Source organism: Pseudoalteromonas sp. SG44-17, from assembly GCF_014164235.1.
GTDB lineage: Bacteria > Pseudomonadota > Gammaproteobacteria > Enterobacterales > Alteromonadaceae > Pseudoalteromonas > Pseudoalteromonas rhizosphaerae.
The window spans coordinates 117,509-137,321 of record NZ_JACJEV010000004.1; the positions used below are offsets into that span (position 1 = coordinate 117,509).

Sequence of the window (19,813 nt, forward strand, 5' to 3'; positions counted from 1 at the left end):
AGCCAGCAACTTGCTGGCTTTTTTGTATTTTTTTATTCATCCAGTTAAACTAGCTACTTTTCGTATGTGAGATATTTCCGTGGTCAACTCTTCTGAATTTAAATGGTCCTTTCTGGGGCCTCGCTATTGGCTTACTTGGCTTGGTGTGTTCATTTTATATACAATATCTTGGTTGCCTTCGAAACTACAACTTTGGCTAGGAAGGCAACTTGGCCGTTTGGTGTATCGCACTATGAAAAAACGCCGCCATATTGCCGAAGTAAATATTAAATTGTGCTTTCCTGAAATGCCCGCTGAGCAGCAACGCGCACTGGTCAAACAGAATATGGAAAACACCGGTATTGCGACTCTTGAAACCGGAATGGCATGGTGGTGGCCAAACTGGCGGATAAAACGCGTTTATGGCTCAGTGAAAGGACTTGAGCACTTTGACAGGATCCAACAATCAGGTAAAGGTGTACTGTTACTCGTGCCACACATTCTTCATCTTGAAATGACAAGCCGCATTATGGGGCTCAATCACCAAGGTATTGGCTTCTATCGTCCACATAACAACCCGCTAATGGAATTTTTTATGACTCGTGGCCGCTTACGTTCCAATGAGTATTTAATTGGCAAGCGCGATGTCAAAGGGTTACTAAAAGCACTTAAGGCTAAAAAGGTTTGTTACTATTTACCAGATCAGGACTACGGTCGTAAACGTTGTGAATTTGCACCATTTTTTGCAGTCAAAGATACAGCAAGTACCACTGGTACATTACTTTTTGCAGCCAGCAAAAATTGCGAAACAGTTAGTTTAACCAGCCGTCGCGATGAACATGGCAAGTATCATTTAGAAATACTGCCAACACTAGATAATTTTCCAAGTGGTGATGATCATGCTGATGTAACACGCGTCAACCAACGTATCGAACAAGCTGTAAACGTTGCACCAACGCAATATATGTGGCTTCATAGACGTTTTAAAACACGCCCTGATATTGATGCACCTTCTTATTACAAGTGACAACAGCATTGTAATATGCTTTTATTAGTAAATACAAATACAAGAGTATGAGCCATGTGGTTTTGGGTTAAGCATTTATCATTAGCTGCTATTTTAATTGCCGCAGCAATTTATTTTTTATTAGGCCATGGTCCAGTCATGGACATGAAAGATACCAAAAATGCGGCTGCGCAAGGTTTATCACGTTTTTATTCATCATTACGCAACCAAGTAAATAAAAGCAATGAACGCGATAAATACGTACTTAAATTAGCTAATCCGGATATAAATATAGATGCGGCGCTGACCGAGCGCGCTAAAGTTGTTGAACCATCCTCACCAAATTGGACTGGTGAATTAATGCCGAGACGCTTTGAAAATGGCTCGACTTTAAAAAAAGTGTTAACTGATTACGCACGCGATGAAGATATCGTTCTGTATTGGTATTTAAGTAAAGACTATGTGATCAAAGAACACTTTAGAGTGGATAGCAATTTTAATTCAACACTTTATCAAGTTGGCCGGGCGATCAATGATGACTTTGAAAACGAAGTTTATACCTTCTTTTGTTTTAAACAGCGAGCAGCCGTGATAACCGAGCTGCCCTCTGAATATGTGCGCGAAAACTGTAAGCGCCTAAGAAGTTAAGCGCTTAACTCAAATATCTGCTGCCATGCTTGTGTAACAAATGCGATGTCTTTCGCAAATTCAGCTTTTGTTACACAACGTCCCTGCTGATCTAGGCTCAACACATGATAACGCGAGCGATAATCAATATAGGCTGTAATAAGCCCTTGCTTGATCTCATCACTAATACAACCAAGCCTTGCTGCATCGGTTAAAATCCTTACGTTGTCTGAGTAAGTAGTTAGTTGCTCTAAGCTATAAGCGTTATCAAGCACTAAATATTGAGTCAGAAACTCAATATCAGCAATGCCGCCAGTATCTTGTTTTAAATCAAACTCAATATCGTTGCCTTTCGCTAAATGTGTGCGCATTTTTTCACGCATGATGATCACATCTTCTTTAAGCTTTTGCGGGTCGCGCTGCTGGCACAAAATGCCTAAGCGAATTTGCGCAAAGCGCTGCTGTAATTCGGGTTGCCCAAAAATCATCCGAGAACGCACTAGCGCTTGATGTTCCCATGTCCAAGCTTGCGTTTGCTGATAGTGGTTAAAGCTCTCAAGATTGATTGCCATTAACCCTGAGGCACCTTCTGGGCGTAACCGCGTATCTAGTTCATATAAAATGCCCGACGCCGTACGAGTATTAAATAAATGCATTAGTCGCTGTGCTAATTTTAAATAAAACTGCCGTGAATCAATCGCTTTAGTGCCATTAGTTTGCTCTGAGCCATCACTATTATGTACAAAGACTAAATCGAGATCAGAATCATAACCCACTTCAAAACCACCGGTTTTACCATAAGCTATTACGGCAAAGCCCTTGTGCTCTTCATCAGTATTGGGCGGAATACCAAAACGCTGCGCCATTTGCTGCCAAGCAAGGTTCACCGCTTGCTCAACTATCGCTTCGGCTAATGCTGTTAAATGATCGCTTACTTTCATTACATCTAACACACCGGTTGCATCAGCGGCAGCAATACGTAGTTGATGGGTTTGTTTAAACTGACGCAGTGCTTCCATTTGCTGTTCTAAGTCTGCGCTATCAATTCGTAAAAAATACTGTCGTATTTCGTCTTTATATGCAGTCAGTGGTGTAGGCTTATACAGCACCGCAGGATCGATAAGCTCATCAAGTAAAATCGGGTAACGCGAAATATGCTCACCAATCCATTTACTATGGCAACACAACGAAACAAGCTGTTTTAACGCGCCTTGGTTTTCAAACAGCAACTCTAAATAGGCTGTTCGTGAAATAACCTTGCTTAATACTTGGCAGATCATACTAAATACGTCACCACTTGCTTGACTGTCTGATAGTTGCTTTAGCATTAATGGCATGAGTTTATCGAGAATATCACGGCCACGATGACCAATTTTAGTTTTCGTTAAGCGGGCTTTAAAATCTTCTAATGGTATTTGCCATGCATCATTTGGGTCGGTTAAAACACTAATATCGGTGTGTTCCCAAGCACTTATAAAAGCACTTTCGCAAGGATCAACAGGCTCACTTTCATAACCAATAACTTGTTCAAATTCACTGTGTATGCCAGCCATAATATCATTTATTTGCGCTAAAGATGCGCTGAAGTCACTCTGCTCTAACAGGTAATTTAATCGTTGTTGGCTCAAGGCATCATCTGGCAATGTTTGCGTTTGTTGATCTGCAAAAATCTGTAAATATTGCTCAACTCGCCTTAAAAACAAATAATTGTGGCGTAATAATTTTGCTTCATCTGCGCCAATAACTTGAATATTTACTAATTCAGCTAACGCTTTTTGTAATGATTGTGTTTGTAAATTGGCTTCACGCCCACCTCGTACCATTTGCAATGCTTGCACCACAAACTCGACCTCACGAATTCCACCAGCGCCTAGTTTTATATTGTTGGTTAAGCGCTTACGGCGTACTTCTTGAGCTATCATTTGCTTCATTTTACGCAGCGATTCAATCACTGAAAAATCGATATAGCGACGATACACAAAAGGCTTTAATAACTGATAAAATTCATCACAATAGCCCGTTTGAGGGCCAATTAAACGTCCTTTGAGCATGGCATAGCGTTCCCACTCACGGCCTTGATCTTGGTAGTAATCTTCCATGGCATTAAAACTCATCACCAAGGGGCCACTTTCACCAAAAGGTCGCAGCCGCATATCGACCCTAAATACTTGTCCATCAACCGTTGTTTGATTAAGTGCGGCAATCAGCTTTTGTGCCACTTTAGTGTAAAACACTTGCGCTTCTAAAGAGCGCCGCCCACCTTGAGTTTTTACACTACGTGGATAAGAAAAAATTAAATCGATATCTGACGAATAGTTAAGTTCTTGGCCACCTAACTTACCCATTCCTAATACCAACATCGCCAGAGGCTGTTGTTGCTCATCGAATGGTTGCCCATTAATCTGAGCAACCTGAGCAAATGCCCAGTTATTGGCACTATCAATTAGCTGATCGGCTAAAGCCGAGATATAGCCAATACTATCGGCTATATCATTGCTGTAACATAAATCTAAACACGCTACTTTTAGCCAATAGCGTTCCCGGTAACGGCGTAAAATTTTATGGCACTGCGCTTCATCAACCTCGGTAAGATTTAAGTCTTGAAATGGGTTAGGACTATCTCGCAAACTCATTTGAGTATCACTGAGCAACATCTCAATTAACTGCGGCTGAGATTGCAGGCAACGCCAGGCGAAGTCACTCAAACCTAACAAATTAATAATTAATTCATTAGCAGGAAGCTCTGGATATAGCTGAAAAAAACGTTCGCTGCCTAAGCCATGCAGTGCTGTTGGGAGTTGTTCGCCTGGTGTCATCAAATACTCTCTTTTATATCAGTCGTAACCGTACTAGAATAGTTAACATAATAATAACCACCCTAGGTTCTCAATGTCATATTTATCTTTATCTAACACTAGTTTACTCGCGATTGCTATCTGTTTTATGGTTATTTGTTTAGCTGTTATTTGTTTGCGGGTAGTGAGTCAACTCAAGGCTAAACAAGCATTAAAAGAAGAACTTGCTCAACATGACAATTTTGCTCTAGGAATTAGTTTTGCGTCAGAAATTAGTGTAGTGATCGCGACTGTAGCATTTTTATTTGATGAAATTAGTATCAGTGCAGCCCAATCAAACCCGCTTAAGATGATTGTACTGATAGTTCTGTTGTTTACTTTTATTAAAGTAGGCCACTTGATCCACCGCAAGTGGATCTTGCACCGCTTTAATGAAGAAGCCGCCATACTAAAACAAAATGTCTGTGCCGCTTTGGTAGATTCAGGCATGTTGATCGCTAACTGTATTATTACATTAGGGCTATACAGCTGGTCTCATACCCAAGGGTTTAGCAGCTTACTAATTGCCTTTGTCAGCTTCTTTTTACTGCAAACTATTTTTGCCTTAGACAGTAAATTCCGTGAATATCGCTTTGCTCGCGCCAATCAAGGGGCGTCATTACAAAGTAACTTTAATTTAGAAAACACCTCTATTGGCATTCGTTATGCCGGTAAATCCATTGGCCTTGCATTAGCTATCTATGCGGGTCTTGCCAGTGCCACTTTTCACAGTGGTAAAATGGTTGAGAATTTATTCACATTAGCTTTACATTGCGGAACTATGTGGTTATTACTGTATCTATTAACGACTATAATCAAGTTCATCTCTCTGCCAAACATTGATACTGAGCTTGAAATTGATCATCAGGATAATATTGGAATAGCTTGCATTGAATTTGCTGTTTTCAGCGCTATAGGCTATTTACTAATAAGTATGTTTTCAATTTAATATTGAAAATGACGTAATACGTGGGGCCTTATGCCGTTTGAAGTAAATAACTATCTACTGATCGATAACGACAGTGAATTCAGCCGGCAATTCACTGAACATTATTTTGCTCAGCCACACGGCACCAGTCCAAGTACCCTTGTTGTTGCTGGTGCAAATACCCGTCACTTGGTTAAATTAATGTTTGACCAGTTGATCAAAGATTATTGCTACTGCGACTTTAGTAATGAAATTAGCGTGTCAGAACTGGCGAGTTATTTACATGAACACCATGATATTGCCGGTGTACTATACAATCAAACGGATTATTTATTAGCTGATGATAAACAACGATTTATATTCAATTCTTTACATTCTGTACGGTTTTTAATTAAAGAGATTGATGATGGATACCTGTTTGAACCAGTCACAGACTTAGCACAAAACAATCACTTATCATGTCAAACCGAAATAGCCGAAACACCGCAAAATTTAGACGCATTATGTGAAAAGCTTAATAATTAGTTAAAATAAAACTTAACTAATTATCACTGACTCACAATAAGTATTTGCACCGAAGAGATGACTTACATACCATAACGATATTAGCTATTTTTGTTGAAGGTCATCATGAGAGTTCCTCATATTTATCAAGCAAGTCCTATTGTAATTGCCACTGCACTTCAGTTAGAAGATGATGCAGCAGGCCACATAGGTCGCGTATTACGGATGAAAGTCGGTGAGCATATCTCGTTGTTTAATGGCCAAGGCGGCGAATATCTTTGCGAACTCATTGAAGTAGGAAAAAAATCAGTCGTTGCAATGCCGCTTGAATTTAATGAAAAAGATGTTGAATCACCGCTGAGCATTCACCTAGGCCAAGGGATTTCTCGCGGTGACAAAATGGACTTTACCATTCAAAAGTCTGTTGAATTAGGGATCACTGAAATCACCCCTATTTTCAGTCAACGCTGTGGCGTTAAATTAAGCGCCGAGCGACTTGCAAAAAAACACCAGCAATGGCAAAAAATAGCGATTGCTGCAGCAGAGCAATCTGGTCGTAACCGAATCACCACGATTCATCCACCGATAGACATCAGCCAGTGGCTTGCACAAAGCAGTGATGAAATTAAGCTTACCCTACACCCTCGTGCAGAGCACAGTATTAAAACAATCGAAGTACCTAGCGCTGGCGTGCGGTTTTTAGTTGGTCCTGAAGGTGGCTTCACTGATGATGAAATTGCCCAGACCAAACAACAAAATTTTGTTGATATCCGTATCGGTCCACGCGTGCTGCGCACTGAAACTGCCGCTTTGACAGTCTTAAGTGCACTACAGCTACAATTTGGCGATTTAGCTAATTGAAATTAGTAAAACCACCCTCATATCAATAGCAACAGATTCAGTAAGGCAACGAACATGGCAATTAAGTTAGGTATAATTTCAGATCCGATCAGCGGATTCAACATCAAAAAAGACACCGGTTTTGCAATGATGATGCAAGCCCAAAGCCGTGGCTATGAAATTTACTACATGGAAATGAATGATCTTTCATTGCGTAAAGGCAAAGCGTATGCCACAGCCGCAAAAGCAACCGTGTTCGACGATACAAACCATTGGTATGAGCTGGAAGAAAAAGCCAGTATCGCACTTGCTGATTTAGATGTTATTTTAATGCGTAAAGATCCACCGTTTGATACTGAGTACATTTACGCAACCTATATTTTAGAACGCGCCGAACTTGAAGGCACGCTTATTATTAATAAGCCACAAAGCCTGCGTGATGCGAACGAAAAGTTATTCACCGCATGGTTTAGTGAGCATACACCTGACACTTTAGTAACCCGTTGTAAGCACCAGATCCGCGCATTTTTGGCTGAACATAAAGACATCATTCTAAAACCTTTAGATGGTATGGGTGGCGCCTCTATTTTCCGTGTGACTGAAAATGATGCCAACATTGGGGTTATTTGCGAAACACTCACCGAACACGGTAGCCGTTTTGCCATGGCACAAAACTATATCCCAGAGATCAAACAAGGTGATAAACGCGTATTGGTGGTCGATGGCGAAGTGATCCCATATTGCCTAGCCCGCATTCCACAAAATGGTGAAACACGTGGTAATTTAGCTGTTGGCGGTCGTGGTGAAGCACGCCCAATCAGTGATTCAGATCGCAGAATTGCCGAAGCCGTTGCACCAACATTAAAAGCTAAAGGGCTTATTTTTGTAGGTCTTGATATCATTGGTGATAAGCTAACAGAAATTAATGTTACAGCACCTACTTGCGTAAAAGAAATCGAAGCTGCCTATGATATTTCAATTACTGGGCGCTTATTTGATGCCATAGAAAGAAAACTGAGCCATACTTAAATTTACTAACAATAAAGGGGTATCGTTATGCAATCATTAGAAAATCATTTTTTAATCGCAATGCCATCAATGCAAGACCCTTTTTTTAAACGTGCTGTCGCGTATATTTGTGAGCACAATGAAGACGGGGCTATGGGGCTGGTGATCAACCAGCCGATCAATATTACAGTCGGCGACTTGCTCGACAAAATAGAGATTGATAACGACAAATCCACCCACGCAGCAAGTGTTGCAGTATTTGCTGGAGGACCTGTAAAAACCGATCGTGGTTTTGTACTGCATTCTCCAAAAGCAGGTTATAGCGCAAGCCAAGAACTTAGCAGCGAAATCATGATAACCACATCCAAAGATGTGTTGGCAAGTTTAACCACAGCCCAAGCACCAGAACAGTTTATTATTACACTGGGCTATGCGGGTTGGGAGCAAGGCCAGCTCGAACAAGAGCTACTCGAAAATTCATGGCTAATTATAAAAGCCGATCCTGAGATTATTTTTAACACACCGATAGAGCAACGCTGGGAAAAAGCAGTCGCGACGCTCGGTTTTGATATTAGCCAACTAAGTTCGGAAGCTGGCCACGCATAAGCGTGGTCAACCACAATTTTAAAGCACAGAGATAGCATGACTAAAAAACAACTAAAGCCCAAAGGTGAACGCACCGTGATGGGCTTTGATTTTGGCACCACCAGCATTGGTGTTGCTATCGGCCAAGAACTAACAGGAACCGCATCGAGCCTAAGCGCTATCAAAGCCAAAGATGGTATTCCAAATTGGGATTTTATTAAAAAGCATGTCGATGAGTGGCAACCTGATTTACTGGTGGTTGGATTACCGCTTAATATGGATGGCACAAATCAAGAAGTCACCTTTAAAGCTAAAAAGTTTGCCAACCGCTTACATAATCACTATGGACTGCCTGTAGAGACCCAAGACGAACGTTTAACCACAGCAGATGCAAAAGCACGATTATTTGAGCAAGGCGGTTACCGTAGCTTAGGTAAAGGAAATGTGGATAATATGTCGGCTGTTATTATTTTGGAAAGCTTCTTTGAACAAGCTTACGGGTAAGCGGTAGGTTTATAATAAGCTGCTCACTCAGTTCAGGAATAAATCCAGCTTGGCGATAGGCTTTTTCTATCGCACCTTGTTCTCGTAATATCTTTAAGCCTTTTTGCAACGCTTTAAAAGCCTGAGCGCCATCAGGATGGCGTTTTGATATTACAAAATGACGACTATCATCTAATAATATCAGCACATTAGGTACCGCTTGCAAAACAATATCTTCAAGTACATATTGGTTACCCATCTGTGGCATCAGTGGCATTAACATAAAATCAATCCATTGCATCGATACCATACGCACTTGACTGAGCCATTCATCCTCTGCAACTAGATCTTTTAATGGTAATTGCGATAAAGTTTTCCAATCTGTACGCCAACGCGGCGTAGACACACTAGTTAGTTGATTAAAATCTGACAGGTGCTGCAGCTGAAATACTTTTTTATTGTTTGGAGAAGTAAAAATCCCCGCAAAATACTCGCCTTTACGGATCAGCTCATCGCTGATATACACTTTATCTGCTAGTGATTTGGCATCTTCATACCAATAACTATCAAAGCTGATCAGTAGCTCACCTTTTTCTAACAGTTTGGTATTACGAAAATTAATTTTACCAATTTGATAACTGAAAGTTTTATTAAAGCCCCCCAAGTACAAGGCTTGTTGGGCAATGATCATATCAACTACATCGCGACGTATAAATCGACCACTAAAATCAGTAATATCCTGCGGTGCTCTACCGGCTAAAAAATGTGTGTAATCATAATGCACGTCATCTCGGATAAAAATAGCAATCGATTGATCTGTCGCCATCGCAAAAAATGAGTTACTAACAACATAAAAACTAACTGTTACAAGTAACCATTTTATGCGTTTTTTCATACTACTGACCTTTAGGTTCTAACCCGTCAATTGTTACTCCCTGTAAAAAACCAGCCCCTTGCTGTTCATTATTTCGAAGCTTAATCATCAAACGTAAATCGTTAGGTGAGTCAGCGTGATGCAAAGCATCTGCATAGTTGATACGTTGCTGTTTATAGAGCTCAAATAACGCTTGATCAAAGGTTTGCATACCCATATCTTTCGCTTTAGCCATGGCTTCTTTAATGCCGCCAATGTCGCCTTTTTTGATAAGCTCGCCGATAATCGGGGTATTCAATAAAATTTCGATAGCAGCTACTCGACCATTGCCATCGGCTGTAGGCACTAGTTGTTGTGCTATGATAGCTCGTAAGTTTAAGGATAGATCATATTTTAGCTTATCGTGCTTTTCTTTAGGCACTAAATGCATAATACGGTCAATTGCTTGGTTAGCGTTATTGGCATGTAATGTAGCAACACATAAATGACCGGTTTCAGCAAAACTAAGTGCGTATTCCATGGTCTCTTGCGAACGTATTTCACCAATTAAAATGACATCGGGGGCTTGGCGTAATGAGCTTTTTAACGCCGCCTCAAAACTTTCCGTATCTAAGCCAACTTCACGCTGAGTAATAATACTTTTGCGATGTTCATGGACAAACTCAATCGGGTCTTCAATGGTCAAGATATGCCCACGTTGATTACGATTACGGTAACCTAATAATGCAGCCAACGACGTTGATTTACCGGTGCCAGTACCACCAACAAACAGCACTAAACCACGTTTAGCCATGATCACATCAGTCAATGTCGACGGTAGACCAAGCTCAGCAACATCAGGAATTTGCGTAACAATACGGCGAATAACCATACCCGCGCAATCTCGTTGCCAAAATGCCGAGATCCTAAAGCGCCCTTCATCGGTAGCTATGGCAAAGTTGCACTCTTTAGTATTATGAAACTCTGCTTTTTGTTTTTCACTCATCGCTGATTCAACTAATTGCAGCGACTCTTCGTCTGATATTTTTTCGTCGCCAAGTGCAATTAGCTCACCATTAATCTTTGCGCTGACTGGCAATTGGCTCGATACGAATAAATCCGAACCTTGCTTTTCAATCATCAAATGTAAAAAGTAATCAAGAGAATGTGTCATTACTGCTCCTTACTCGGGCCTAGCCGCCGAAATTATTTTTATCTTGTGCTTTAGCACGCGCTTCAGCATTGGTAACAACACCGTGATTCACTAAATTGATTAAACACTGATCCATGGTTTGCATACCATGCGATGCGCCAGTTTGAATGGACGAATACATTTGCGCAATTTTATCTTCGCGGATAAGGTTACGGATCGCAGGCACTGCAATCATGATTTCATGTGCTGCGACTCGCCCGCCACCAATTTTTTTCAACAGGGTTTGTGAAATAACTGCGCGTAATGACTCTGAAAGCATTGAGCGGATCATACTTTTTTCTTCACCAGGAAACACATCGATAATACGGTCAATGGTTTTCGGGGCTGACGTAGTATGCAATGTACCAAATACTAAATGGCCGGTTTCAGCAGCAGTCATGGCAAGGCGAATAGTTTCTAAATCACGTAGCTCACCAACCAAAATTACGTCTGGATCTTCACGTAAAGCACTGCGCAATGCATTAGAAAAACTATGCGTATCGCGATGCACTTCACGTTGATTAATCAACGACAGTTTATTGTCGTGCACAAACTCGATGGGATCTTCGATGGTTAAAATATGATGATGCTTGTGTTGATTTATATGATCCACCATCGCAGCCAATGTGGTCGATTTACCAGAGCCTGTAGGTCCTGTTACCAACACTAAACCACGCGGCGTATCTGAGATTGTTTTAAATATATCTGGCGCACCTAAATCATCAAGCGTCAGCACTTCACTGGGAATGGTACGAAATACAGCTGCGGGGCCTCGATTTGAGTTGAAGGCATTAACACGAAAACGTGCTAAGTTTGGCACTTCAAACGAAAAATCCACTTCAAGGTTTTGTTCATAGTCCTTGCGTTGATTATCGTTCATAATATCGTAAACTAGGCTGTTAACATCTTTGTTTTCCAGCGCTGGTATATTAATACGTCGCACATCACCATCAACACGGATCATTGGCGCAACCCCTGATGATAAGTGTAAATCTGATGCTTTGTGCTGCACACTAAAGGCCAACAATTCGGTAATATCCATTTATGACTCCACAACTAACTGATAATTATATGGTTACAATAGCAGAACGACTTAAGTCCGCCTATGCTAGAATTGCCTTAGCGGCAAAAAAATATCATCGTAATGAGCACGATGTCTGCTTGTTGGCAGTATCAAAAACCAAACCTGCTGATTTCATTCTAGCGGCTTATCAACAAGGTCACCGAGAATTTGGTGAATCATACGTTCAAGAAGCTGTTGATAAAATAACCCAATTAGCAAATTATAGCGATATTGTTTGGCATTTCATTGGCCCTATTCAATCAAATAAAACCGCCCTTGTTGCCAGCCACTTTGATTGGGTGCAAAGTATTGAACGTGAAAAAATAGCGCAACGTTTAAACGATCAAAGGCCCGCAGATAAAGCCCCTTTAAAAGTACTGATCCAAGTAAATATCAGCTTAGAGGACTCAAAATCAGGCTGCCACCCCGATAAACTTGCAAGCCTCGCTGAATTTATTCACCATTGCCCGCATTTAGAATTGCGTGGTGTCATGGCAATCCCAGCAAAAACTGACGATCCACAGCAACAAATACAATATTTTGAGCAATTACGTGCTTGCTTTGATAGACTTAAAGCCCAATATCCTCAAATAGACACCCTGTCGATGGGGATGAGTGGTGATGTCGAAGCTGCGATTGCAGCAGGCTCAACCATGGTACGCATCGGCACGGATATTTTTGGCCAACGAAGCTAAGGTGATAACTAAGATATGTCAGATAAAACAATTGCATTCATAGGCACAGGTAATATGAGCTACGCCATTATTGGCGGCATGGTAAAAAAAGGATTTGCTGCATCGAGTATTATTGCAACAAATCGTAACCAAGAAAAACTCGCTAAGGTAGCAGCGGATTTCGGGGTTAAAACCACCGCAGATAATAACCAAGCACTGCGCGATGCCGATGTTATTGTGTTGTCTGTAAAGCCGCAAATGATGGGTGATTTATGTCAATCATTTCAAGATTCGGGTATCGACTTTAGCGATAAGCTATTTATTTCTGTCGCCGCAGGCTTAACGGTTAAGCGGTTACGTGAAATGCTCGGACAAGACGTTAAGATGGTACGTTGTATGCCAAATACCCCGTCTTTATTAGGGCGCGGTGTATCAGGTTTATTTGGTGCTGGCGAAACCGAGCAAGAACACACTTTTGTGCAACAAGTATTTGAATGTACAGGTATTGCGGTATGGGTTGAGCAAGAGTCACAAATTAACGATGTTATTGCTGTTACGGGGTCATCACCGGCTTACTTTTTCTTATTTATGGAAGCCATAGAAGAAAAAGCCAAAGCACTTGGCTTTAGCGGTGAAGACGCACGTCGCTTAGTACAGCAAACAGCATTAGGTGCAGCTGAAATGGCACTATCTCAGCCTGAGATTAGTATTTCACAATTGCGTGCTAATGTGACATCAAAAGGTGGCACCACGCATGCAGCCGTTGAACATTTAAAAGCACACGGTCTGACTAACACTGTCGCCGATGCAATGGATGCCTGTATTGCTCGCGCAGAGCAAATGGAACAAGAACTTTAAAAGCACTTTGCTGCTTTTAGCCCTATTTATGTTTAAGGTTTTTAATTAAGGTACGTTATGAACGCCATGCAATTTTTAATAAGCACACTATTCGATCTATTTTTAATGGTCGTATTAATGCGCTTTTGGCTACAAGCCGCCAAGGCTGATTTTTACAATCCGTTGAGTCAGTTTGTGGTCAAAGCTACTTCATTTGCTGTTAATCCACTGCGTAAAATTATTCCAGGGTTAGGTGGTCTAGACTTAGCTTCGTTATTACTGGCGTTCATTGTCGCTGCTGCAAAAACTACTGCGCTGATATTTTTAGTAGGCGCGACATGGGAAGTTGGATTTGTACTGTTAGATGCGCTAGAAACGGTGATTAAAGAAGGCTTAAACTTGTTGTTTTGGGTATTAGTTATTCGCGCGTTATTAAGCTGGGTAAGCCAAGGCAACAATCCAGTAGAAGCGGTATTTCAGCAGCTAACTGAACCAATGTTAAGACCTATTCGTAAAGTGTTACCGCCACTGGGCGGCTTAGATCTATCAATTTTAGTGTTGATTATCGCGCTGCAATTTGCCCAGTTTCTGTTTATGGATTTAGTCGGCTAACCTTATCATTAACACAGAGGCCTACTAGGCCTCTTTTTTTAAGAGTCATTTATGAAAAAGCTCGCAAGTATTTTATTTTTTGCACTGGCAGGCATTACCTTTAGTGCTCACAGTGAACAAATGCAAGGCGCACAATACAAAGAACTCGGTCCATGGCAAGTACATTACATTGCATTTCCGTCAACCTTTATTCAACCACAAATAGCTAAAACCTATGGCCTAGAACGTAGTGGTTATAAGGGCATTGTAAATATTTCAATCCTTAAAAAAGATACCGATGCCACAGCGCAAACCGCCATTCTTAAAGGCACTGCTAAAAACCTACTTGGTAATAAACAAACCTTAGATTTCAAAGAAGTCATCGAAGGCGATGCAATTTATTACCTCGCGCAAGTTGATTTTACTAACGAAGAAATTCTGCGCTTTGAAATTGAAATACAACAAGGTAATCAATTTCAAAAGCTGCAGTTCCAGCAAAAATTTTACGTAGATTAATTCATGAAAAAAACTTTAGTGTTAGCCACTGGCAATCCGGGTAAGGTCAACGAGTTGGCGCAAATGCTAAACCCGCTTGAAATAAACGTTGTGCCACAAAGCGATTTTAATGTGCCAGAAGTAGCAGAAACAGGCACCACCTTTGTTGAAAACGCTATTATCAAAGCTCGCCATGCTGCAAAAATAACTGGGCTACCAGCTATTGCTGACGACTCAGGATTGGAGGTTGATGGCCTTAACGGCGCCCCTGGCGTTTACTCAGCTCGCTATGCAGGAGAAGGCGCTAGCGATCAAGATAATATTGATAAATTATTAAGCGAACTTGCTGACAACCCAAACCGCAGTGCGCGCTTTTGGTGTGTGCTGGTATTAATGCGTCATGCTGATGACCCTACCCCACTGATTTGCAGTGCGAGCTGGGAAGGTCAAATTACCTTAGCCCAAAACGGCCAAGGTGGTTTTGGTTACGACCCTATTTTTTATGTGCCAGAACTTGAATGCACCAGTGCGCAACTGACTAAACAGCAAAAAAATGCAGTTAGCCATCGTGGTCAGGCGTTACAACGTTTATTGTCTGAGCTTAAGCTCAAAGGCGGCCTGTGAATTTACCACCATTAAGTTTATATGTGCACGTCCCTTGGTGTGTGCAAAAGTGCCCGTATTGTGATTTTAATAGTCACGGTCAAAAAGGTGAGCTCCCTGAAAAGGAATATGTGCAGCATTTAATTGATGATTTAAAAACCGATCTGCACTTAGTGCAAGGACGTAAAATTCATTCAATCTTTATCGGTGGTGGCACGCCTAGCTTATTAACCGGTGAGGCCTACGTTAATTTATTAACGGCGGTGGATTCATTAATTGGCCTAAGTGAAAACTGCGAGATCACCTTAGAAGCCAACCCCGGTACGGTTGAAACAGGCCGCTTTAAAGACTATGTGGCAGCTGGCATTAATCGTATTTCGATTGGTGTGCAAAGCATGCAAGACGACAAGCTCAAAGCGTTGGGGCGTATTCACGGTGCCGATGAAGCCATATATGCCGCAGAGCAAGCTCATGAAGCAGGTTTAAATAGCTTTAATCTTGATTTAATGCATGGCTTACCGGGGCAATCTGTTGCTGATGCGCTGAGCGACTTGAAAAAAGTCATCGCCCTTAATCCGCCACATATTTCGTGGTATCAGTTAACGATTGAGGCCAATACCCAATTTGCCTCTAAACCGCCAACGTTACCGGCCGATGACACCTTATGGGATATTCAAGAGCAAGGCCAAGCCTTACTTACTGAGGCAGGTTATCAGCAATATGAAATTTCCGGCTATGCAAAACCTGGCTACCAATGTCAACACAACCTAAATTATTGGCGCTTTGGCGATTATTTAGGCATTGGTTGTGGTGCCCATGGTAAGGTAACCGATGCTAAAACAGGCATCATTACCCGCACTGAGAAAGTAAAACATCCTCGCGGTTATATGGATTTAGCTAAGCCCTATTTATTTAAACAGTGGCCAGTTGAACAGCACGACTTACCGTTTGAATTCTTTATGAATCGCTTACGGTTATTTGAAGCCTGCCCAATTAGTGACTTTACAGCCTTAACTCAGTTACCGCTGCAAAGCCAAGCTGATGCGCTGCAACAAGCCATTGCCAAGGGTTTGCTTAAGCAAACGGATAGTCACTGGCAGGTAAGCCAAAAAGGTCATCGTTTTTTAAATGACCTGCTAGAATTGTTTGTGTAATAACGACCCAAACTTTACTAACAAATACACACTAATAATAATTAATAACCTTCAATGGTTTCTAACAACAAAAGGGAAAACATGCGTAAACTAACCTTTATCGCCGCCGCAGTGAGTATTGCACTGCTAGGTGGTTGCCAGCAAACACCAGAGCAACAAAGCACGCCAACTGTACAAGCACAACCTGTACAAAGCGAAATAGACAAAGCGAATGCGTTCTTCGAAGATACTTTTAACCGTGATGTGATGAGCAGCCCTGTTTATCAAACATACATGGGTATCAAACAAGACTACGACAAATGGGATGACGGTAGCGAAGCGCGCGTACTGAAAGATCATCAACAAACAAAAGATGATTTAGTGGTATTAAACGCTATTAACCGCGAACTCCTAGATGACACCACAAAAGTTAGTTATGACCTTAAAAAGCAAGACCTTGAAAACAGCATTGCTGATTTTAAATGGCGCTATCATAACTACCCAGTGAACCAAATGTTTGGTACTCACTCGATGATCCCGGCCTTTTTAATCAACCAACACCAGATTTCTGATGTTACCGATGCCAAAGCCTATATCTCGCGTTTAAATGGCGTAACCACGGTTATTGATCAACTGATCACCGATTTAGAAGTACGTGCTGATAAAGGCATTATCGCTCCTAAATTTGTATTCCCACATGTGATTGATTCAAGCAAAAATATCATTCACGGTGCGCCATTTGAACAAGGTGATGATTCCACCTTACTTGCCGACTTTAAACGTAAAGTTGCTAAGCTTGAAATTGCTCAAGCTGATAAAGACGCATTGATCAGCGATGCTGAGAAAGCCCTTAAAGCGGCTGTAAAACCTTCTTACTCTAAGTTGATTAATTATTTAGCACAGCTTGAAAAACGTGCTGATGATCGTGATGGTGCTTGGAAATTTCCTGATGGCGAAGCGTTTTACAACAACGCATTAGCGCGCACTACTACTACTGATTTAACGGCTAAAGAAATCCACACCATCGGTTTAGCTGAAGTATCTCGTATTCATGACGAAATGCGCCAAATCAAAGAAAAAGTTGGCTTTAAAGGCGATTTAAAAGCCTTTATGCAGTTTATGAAAACCGATAAGCAATTTTACTTACCTAATACTGAAGCAGGTAAGCAGCAATACCTTGACGAAGCCACGGCACTTATTAACACCATGAAATCACGCTTGGATGAGCTATTCATTGTTAAGCCTAAAGCCGACATGATTGTTAAGCGTGTTGAAGCATTCCGTGAAAAAGCGGCTGGTAAAGCATTCTACCAACAGCCTGCACCAGATGGTTCACGCCCGGGTGTTTACTACGCTAACCTTTACGACATGGAAGCAATGCCAACGTATCAAATGGAAGCGCTGGCTTATCACGAGGGTATTCCAGGTCACCACATGCAAATTGCAATTTCGCAAGAGCTTGAAGGCGTGCCTAAGTTCCGTAAATTCGGTGGCTACACAGCCTATATCGAAGGTTGGGGCTTGTACTCAGAGTTATTACCAAAAGAAATGGGCATGTATGCAGACCCTTATTCTGACTTTGGCCGTCTATCGATGGAACTATGGCGTGCATGTCGCTTAGTGGTTGATACTGGTATCCACGAAATGAAGTGGACTCGCCAACAGGGTATTGATTACTACGTAAATAACACGCCAAACGCGACGTCTGACGGCGTTAAAATGGTTGAACGTCACATTGTAATGCCTTCGCAAGCAACTGCTTACAAAGTAGGTATGCTGAAGATTTTAGAACTTCGTGAAGCTGCCAAGGTTAAACTAGGCGATAAGTTTGATATTCGCCAATTCCACGATGTAGTACTTAAAAATGGCGCAGTGCCACTAAACGTACTTGAAAACTTTGTTGATGAATGGGTTGCAAGCAAACTAGCAGCTTAAGCATCCTTACTTTATAACATATACAAAGGCCGTATCTACGGCCTTTTTTATTGCCTGAAAGATAGATAAACACTTGACCAACAAGTGCTTTACGCTAGGATAAAGCAATTGATATACACGTAACGTATAGGATTAACAATGGATACATGTATCAGTCAACTAAATCAACAGATGCAGCAGCATCAGTTGCAAGCCATTGTTGATAGCTTTGCCAGTTTATCTTCAATACAACAAGCCATGCAGTTACAGCACTTATATAGCAGTGCGCAACGCATGAGTGTAAAATATACTTATCTGCAAAATATCGCCACACGCATATTAACTCAACACTCTCTACCAACAGCCATCATCAGTCAGCTAAATAATACCGAACAATTAAGTTTTTTTACCCCTGGTCTCAAGTTCAATCATGGTTTTACACAACAAAACCAACAGCAGCAAAATGTATTGCACCGCTTATTTACCGAGTGTAGTGAGGCTAATTTACCGTTTAATTATGTACGTTCACTGATGCTATTTGAAAGTAACGAAAACTTGCTGCAAGCATTAGCGCAAGTTAATGATATCGGGCTGACCCCAGTTGCTAGTTACATTGCAAACAACCCAGCTCAACACAGCTTACCAAAGCATGAATTTTCGGCCTTGCTGGCATTAATGGAAGTTGAGTTTAAACAAAATCAGGGCAATATAAACACTGCCGCATTCTTAAAAGCCTTACTCACGTTATCTCAAACAAGCCCAGAAAAGCCACTCAGTGACTATAAAATACTGCTCAGTGGCGCTTACTTACGCTGTAAAACAGAACAAGTTGAGCGCTACCTTGTACAACATAAATAAAATTAATCAGATAAATAATATTCAACGCTGGTTACAACTCGCACTTTTTTTATCTGCGGAGTGTTTGAATCTCGGTCGATTATACTAAACTGCCCTTGTCTTGCGGTGCGAATTTTACCTAGTTTTGACTGTGAGTCCTTGGCAAATTTTAATGCCACTTCGCGAGCTTTTTCGGTTGCTTCTTGCACCATTGCTGGTTTTATATCGTTTAGCCCAGAGAACAAATATTCAATGCGGGTTTCATAGTTATCTTGCACAATCGCAATACCTTGTTTGGCTAGCTGGCCCACCTTAGTTAAGGCGTTTTGCACTTTATCAGGCTGCTGCGAATACACGGTAATATTTGCGCGGGCAATATAGCGAAACTGTTGATTATCAGCGCCATATTCGCGCGCTTGTTTATCAACAATTGATTGCCTACCTTGGCTGATCTCTTGTTCATCAAAGCCATGCAGTTTTAAAAAAGCGATCACTGCGGCATTTTTCTGCTCAACTCGTTCAACTAACTTTTCGAGGTTATTGTCCGCATCACTAAATTGTACCGGCCAGATCACTGTATCAGCAGTTACTTCACGCTCTGCTAATCCTTTAACCTCAACCGTGCGTTCCATATTTTTTACATCAAGCGCTGCTGATTTTAAAATCCATCCGCAGCCAAGTATAGCGACACTCAATACAGCTGCGCCAAGCAACTGGTAATATCCATTTGGCTTATTCATTTAGGTTCCTTTGATAATTATCAATGTTAAGTTGGTTTGATGCTCGAAAAATCAACTTAAACAGGTTACATTGAGCATATACCCAAA

At 41.3% G+C, this 19,813-nt stretch carries 21 protein-coding genes; 16 read left to right on the forward strand and 5 right to left on the reverse strand.

Going from position 1 to position 19,813, the window contains the following annotated elements; translation table 11 throughout:
- Window positions 1-79 precede the first annotated feature (79 nt).
- Both lpxL and H5182_RS04665 read left to right on the forward strand, forming a co-directional pair.
- Entirely contained in the window at window positions 80-1,006 is a 927-nt protein-coding gene (lpxL, locus tag H5182_RS04660; RefSeq protein WP_145234954.1) for an LpxL/LpxP family Kdo(2)-lipid IV(A) lauroyl/palmitoleoyl acyltransferase, read from the forward strand.
- Between the two features lie 54 nt (window positions 1,007-1,060).
- Complete coding sequence (locus H5182_RS04665; protein WP_145234952.1) at window positions 1,061-1,633, forward strand: TcpQ domain-containing protein; 573 nt, start codon at window positions 1,061-1,063, stop codon at window positions 1,631-1,633.
- On the opposite strand, the gene glnE is transcribed toward H5182_RS04665, so the two are convergent.
- The gene (glnE, locus tag H5182_RS04670) at window positions 1,630-4,428 is read right to left on the reverse strand and encodes a bifunctional [glutamate--ammonia ligase]-adenylyl-L-tyrosine phosphorylase/[glutamate--ammonia-ligase] adenylyltransferase (RefSeq protein ID WP_145234950.1); all 2,799 of its coding nucleotides are present in this window, start codon (window positions 4,426-4,428) and stop codon (window positions 1,630-1,632) included. The two genes, H5182_RS04665 and glnE, sit on opposite strands and share 4 nt — an antisense overlap.
- Before the next feature lie 73 nt (window positions 4,429-4,501).
- Here glnE and H5182_RS04675 point away from each other — a divergent pair, with 73 nt between their 5' ends.
- The 6 genes from H5182_RS04675 to ruvX all read left to right on the forward strand — a co-directional run bounded on the left by H5182_RS04675 (window position 4,502) and on the right by ruvX (window position 8,815).
- On the forward strand, window positions 4,502-5,395 hold the full coding sequence (locus tag H5182_RS04675; RefSeq protein WP_145234948.1) for a hypothetical protein: 894 nt from the start codon (window positions 4,502-4,504) through the stop codon (window positions 5,393-5,395).
- A gap of 30 nt (window positions 5,396-5,425) precedes the next feature.
- Window positions 5,426-5,899 (forward strand): hypothetical protein, encoded by a 474-nt coding sequence (locus H5182_RS04680; RefSeq protein WP_145234946.1) that lies wholly within the window; start codon window positions 5,426-5,428, stop codon window positions 5,897-5,899.
- Between the two features lie 105 nt (window positions 5,900-6,004).
- Entirely contained in the window at window positions 6,005-6,739 is a 735-nt protein-coding gene (gene rsmE, locus H5182_RS04685) for a 16S rRNA (uracil(1498)-N(3))-methyltransferase (protein WP_145234944.1), read from the forward strand.
- A 54-nt stretch (window positions 6,740-6,793) separates the two neighbouring features.
- Window positions 6,794-7,747 carry a glutathione synthase gene (gene gshB / locus H5182_RS04690; protein WP_145234942.1) on the forward strand — a complete coding sequence of 318 codons (954 nt, stop codon included), beginning with the start codon at window positions 6,794-6,796 and terminating at the stop codon, window positions 7,745-7,747.
- Between the two features lie 27 nt (window positions 7,748-7,774).
- Entirely contained in the window at window positions 7,775-8,332 is a 558-nt protein-coding gene (locus H5182_RS04695; protein WP_145234940.1) for a YqgE/AlgH family protein, read from the forward strand.
- A gap of 36 nt (window positions 8,333-8,368) precedes the next feature.
- A complete protein-coding gene (gene ruvX, locus H5182_RS04700) occupies window positions 8,369-8,815 on the forward strand; it encodes a Holliday junction resolvase RuvX (RefSeq protein ID WP_145234938.1) in 447 nt (148 codons plus the stop codon).
- Here the strand turns inward: ruvX and H5182_RS04705 are convergent.
- From H5182_RS04705 to H5182_RS04715, 3 genes are read right to left on the reverse strand one after another with little or no spacing between them, the layout of a single operon-like run.
- Window positions 8,778-9,689 carry a hypothetical protein gene (locus H5182_RS04705; RefSeq protein ID WP_145234935.1) on the reverse strand — a complete coding sequence of 304 codons (912 nt, stop codon included), beginning with the start codon at window positions 9,687-9,689 and terminating at the stop codon, window positions 8,778-8,780. The two genes, ruvX and H5182_RS04705, sit on opposite strands and share 38 nt — an antisense overlap.
- 1 nt (window position 9,690) lies before the next feature.
- Window positions 9,691-10,821, reverse strand: a complete 1,131-nt coding sequence (locus H5182_RS04710; RefSeq protein ID WP_145234933.1) for a PilT/PilU family type 4a pilus ATPase — start codon at window positions 10,819-10,821, stop codon at window positions 9,691-9,693.
- 19 nt (window positions 10,822-10,840) lie between these two features.
- Window positions 10,841-11,881: a type IV pilus twitching motility protein PilT gene (locus tag H5182_RS04715; RefSeq protein WP_145234931.1), complete on the reverse strand. Its 1,041-nt coding sequence runs from the start codon at window positions 11,879-11,881 to the stop codon at window positions 10,841-10,843.
- A gap of 2 nt (window positions 11,882-11,883) precedes the next feature.
- Here H5182_RS04715 and H5182_RS04720 point away from each other — a divergent pair, with 2 nt between their 5' ends.
- From H5182_RS04720 to H5182_RS04755, 8 genes are all read left to right on the forward strand, one after another.
- Complete coding sequence (locus tag H5182_RS04720) at window positions 11,884-12,597, forward strand: YggS family pyridoxal phosphate-dependent enzyme (protein WP_145234929.1); 714 nt, start codon at window positions 11,884-11,886, stop codon at window positions 12,595-12,597.
- 15 nt (window positions 12,598-12,612) lie between these two features.
- A complete protein-coding gene (proC, locus tag H5182_RS04725; RefSeq protein WP_182731342.1) occupies window positions 12,613-13,434 on the forward strand; it encodes a pyrroline-5-carboxylate reductase in 822 nt (273 codons plus the stop codon).
- Window positions 13,435-13,491: 57 nt separating this feature from the next.
- A complete protein-coding gene (locus H5182_RS04730; RefSeq protein ID WP_145234925.1) occupies window positions 13,492-14,025 on the forward strand; it encodes a YggT family protein in 534 nt (177 codons plus the stop codon).
- 51 nt (window positions 14,026-14,076) lie between these two features.
- The gene (locus tag H5182_RS04735) at window positions 14,077-14,520 is read left to right on the forward strand and encodes a DUF4426 domain-containing protein (RefSeq protein ID WP_145234922.1); all 444 of its coding nucleotides are present in this window, start codon (window positions 14,077-14,079) and stop codon (window positions 14,518-14,520) included.
- A gap of 3 nt (window positions 14,521-14,523) precedes the next feature.
- Window positions 14,524-15,123 (forward strand): XTP/dITP diphosphatase, encoded by a 600-nt coding sequence (locus H5182_RS04740; protein WP_145234920.1) that lies wholly within the window; start codon window positions 14,524-14,526, stop codon window positions 15,121-15,123.
- Window positions 15,120-16,256 (forward strand): radical SAM family heme chaperone HemW, encoded by a 1,137-nt coding sequence (gene hemW, locus H5182_RS04745; protein WP_182731341.1) that lies wholly within the window; start codon window positions 15,120-15,122, stop codon window positions 16,254-16,256. Before H5182_RS04740 ends, hemW begins: the two co-directional genes overlap by 4 nt.
- Before the next feature lie 81 nt (window positions 16,257-16,337).
- Window positions 16,338-18,170, forward strand: coding sequence for a DUF885 family protein (locus tag H5182_RS04750; protein ID WP_182731340.1), 1,833 nt, complete (start codon window positions 16,338-16,340; stop codon window positions 18,168-18,170).
- 138 nt (window positions 18,171-18,308) lie between these two features.
- Window positions 18,309-19,007, forward strand: a complete 699-nt coding sequence (locus H5182_RS04755; RefSeq protein ID WP_182759608.1) for a hypothetical protein — start codon at window positions 18,309-18,311, stop codon at window positions 19,005-19,007.
- Between the two features lie 2 nt (window positions 19,008-19,009).
- Here H5182_RS04755 and H5182_RS04760 read toward each other — a convergent pair whose 3' ends face one another.
- Window positions 19,010-19,726 (reverse strand): SIMPL domain-containing protein, encoded by a 717-nt coding sequence (locus tag H5182_RS04760; RefSeq protein WP_182731338.1) that lies wholly within the window; start codon window positions 19,724-19,726, stop codon window positions 19,010-19,012.
- Window positions 19,727-19,813 lie beyond the last annotated feature (87 nt).

Bases quoted from the DNA above. Each gene is read 5' to 3' on its own strand.
- H5182_RS04665 (WP_145234952.1), top strand. From the start codon at position 1,061: ATGTGGTTTTGGGTTAAGCATTTATCATTAGCTGCTATTTTAATTGCC.
- glnE (WP_145234950.1), bottom strand. From the start codon at position 4,428: ATGACACCAGGCGAACAACTCCCAACAGCACTGCATGGCTTAGGCAGC.
- H5182_RS04675 (WP_145234948.1), top strand. From the start codon at position 4,502: ATGTCATATTTATCTTTATCTAACACTAGTTTACTCGCGATTGCTATC.
- H5182_RS04680 (WP_145234946.1), top strand. From the start codon at position 5,426: ATGCCGTTTGAAGTAAATAACTATCTACTGATCGATAACGACAGTGAA.
- rsmE (WP_145234944.1), top strand. From the start codon at position 6,005: ATGAGAGTTCCTCATATTTATCAAGCAAGTCCTATTGTAATTGCCACT.
- gshB (WP_145234942.1), top strand. From the start codon at position 6,794: ATGGCAATTAAGTTAGGTATAATTTCAGATCCGATCAGCGGATTCAAC.
- H5182_RS04695 (WP_145234940.1), top strand. From the start codon at position 7,775: ATGCAATCATTAGAAAATCATTTTTTAATCGCAATGCCATCAATGCAA.
- ruvX (WP_145234938.1), top strand. From the start codon at position 8,369: ATGACTAAAAAACAACTAAAGCCCAAAGGTGAACGCACCGTGATGGGC.
- H5182_RS04705 (WP_145234935.1), bottom strand. From the start codon at position 9,689: ATGAAAAAACGCATAAAATGGTTACTTGTAACAGTTAGTTTTTATGTT.
- H5182_RS04710 (WP_145234933.1), bottom strand. From the start codon at position 10,821: ATGACACATTCTCTTGATTACTTTTTACATTTGATGATTGAAAAGCAA.
- H5182_RS04715 (WP_145234931.1), bottom strand. From the start codon at position 11,881: ATGGATATTACCGAATTGTTGGCCTTTAGTGTGCAGCACAAAGCATCA.
- H5182_RS04720 (WP_145234929.1), top strand. From the start codon at position 11,884: ATGACTCCACAACTAACTGATAATTATATGGTTACAATAGCAGAACGA.
- proC (WP_182731342.1), top strand. From the start codon at position 12,613: ATGTCAGATAAAACAATTGCATTCATAGGCACAGGTAATATGAGCTAC.
- H5182_RS04730 (WP_145234925.1), top strand. From the start codon at position 13,492: ATGAACGCCATGCAATTTTTAATAAGCACACTATTCGATCTATTTTTA.
- H5182_RS04735 (WP_145234922.1), top strand. From the start codon at position 14,077: ATGAAAAAGCTCGCAAGTATTTTATTTTTTGCACTGGCAGGCATTACC.
- H5182_RS04740 (WP_145234920.1), top strand. From the start codon at position 14,524: ATGAAAAAAACTTTAGTGTTAGCCACTGGCAATCCGGGTAAGGTCAAC.
- H5182_RS04750 (WP_182731340.1), top strand. From the start codon at position 16,338: ATGCGTAAACTAACCTTTATCGCCGCCGCAGTGAGTATTGCACTGCTA.
- H5182_RS04755 (WP_182759608.1), top strand. From the start codon at position 18,309: ATGGATACATGTATCAGTCAACTAAATCAACAGATGCAGCAGCATCAG.
- H5182_RS04760 (WP_182731338.1), bottom strand. From the start codon at position 19,726: ATGAATAAGCCAAATGGATATTACCAGTTGCTTGGCGCAGCTGTATTG.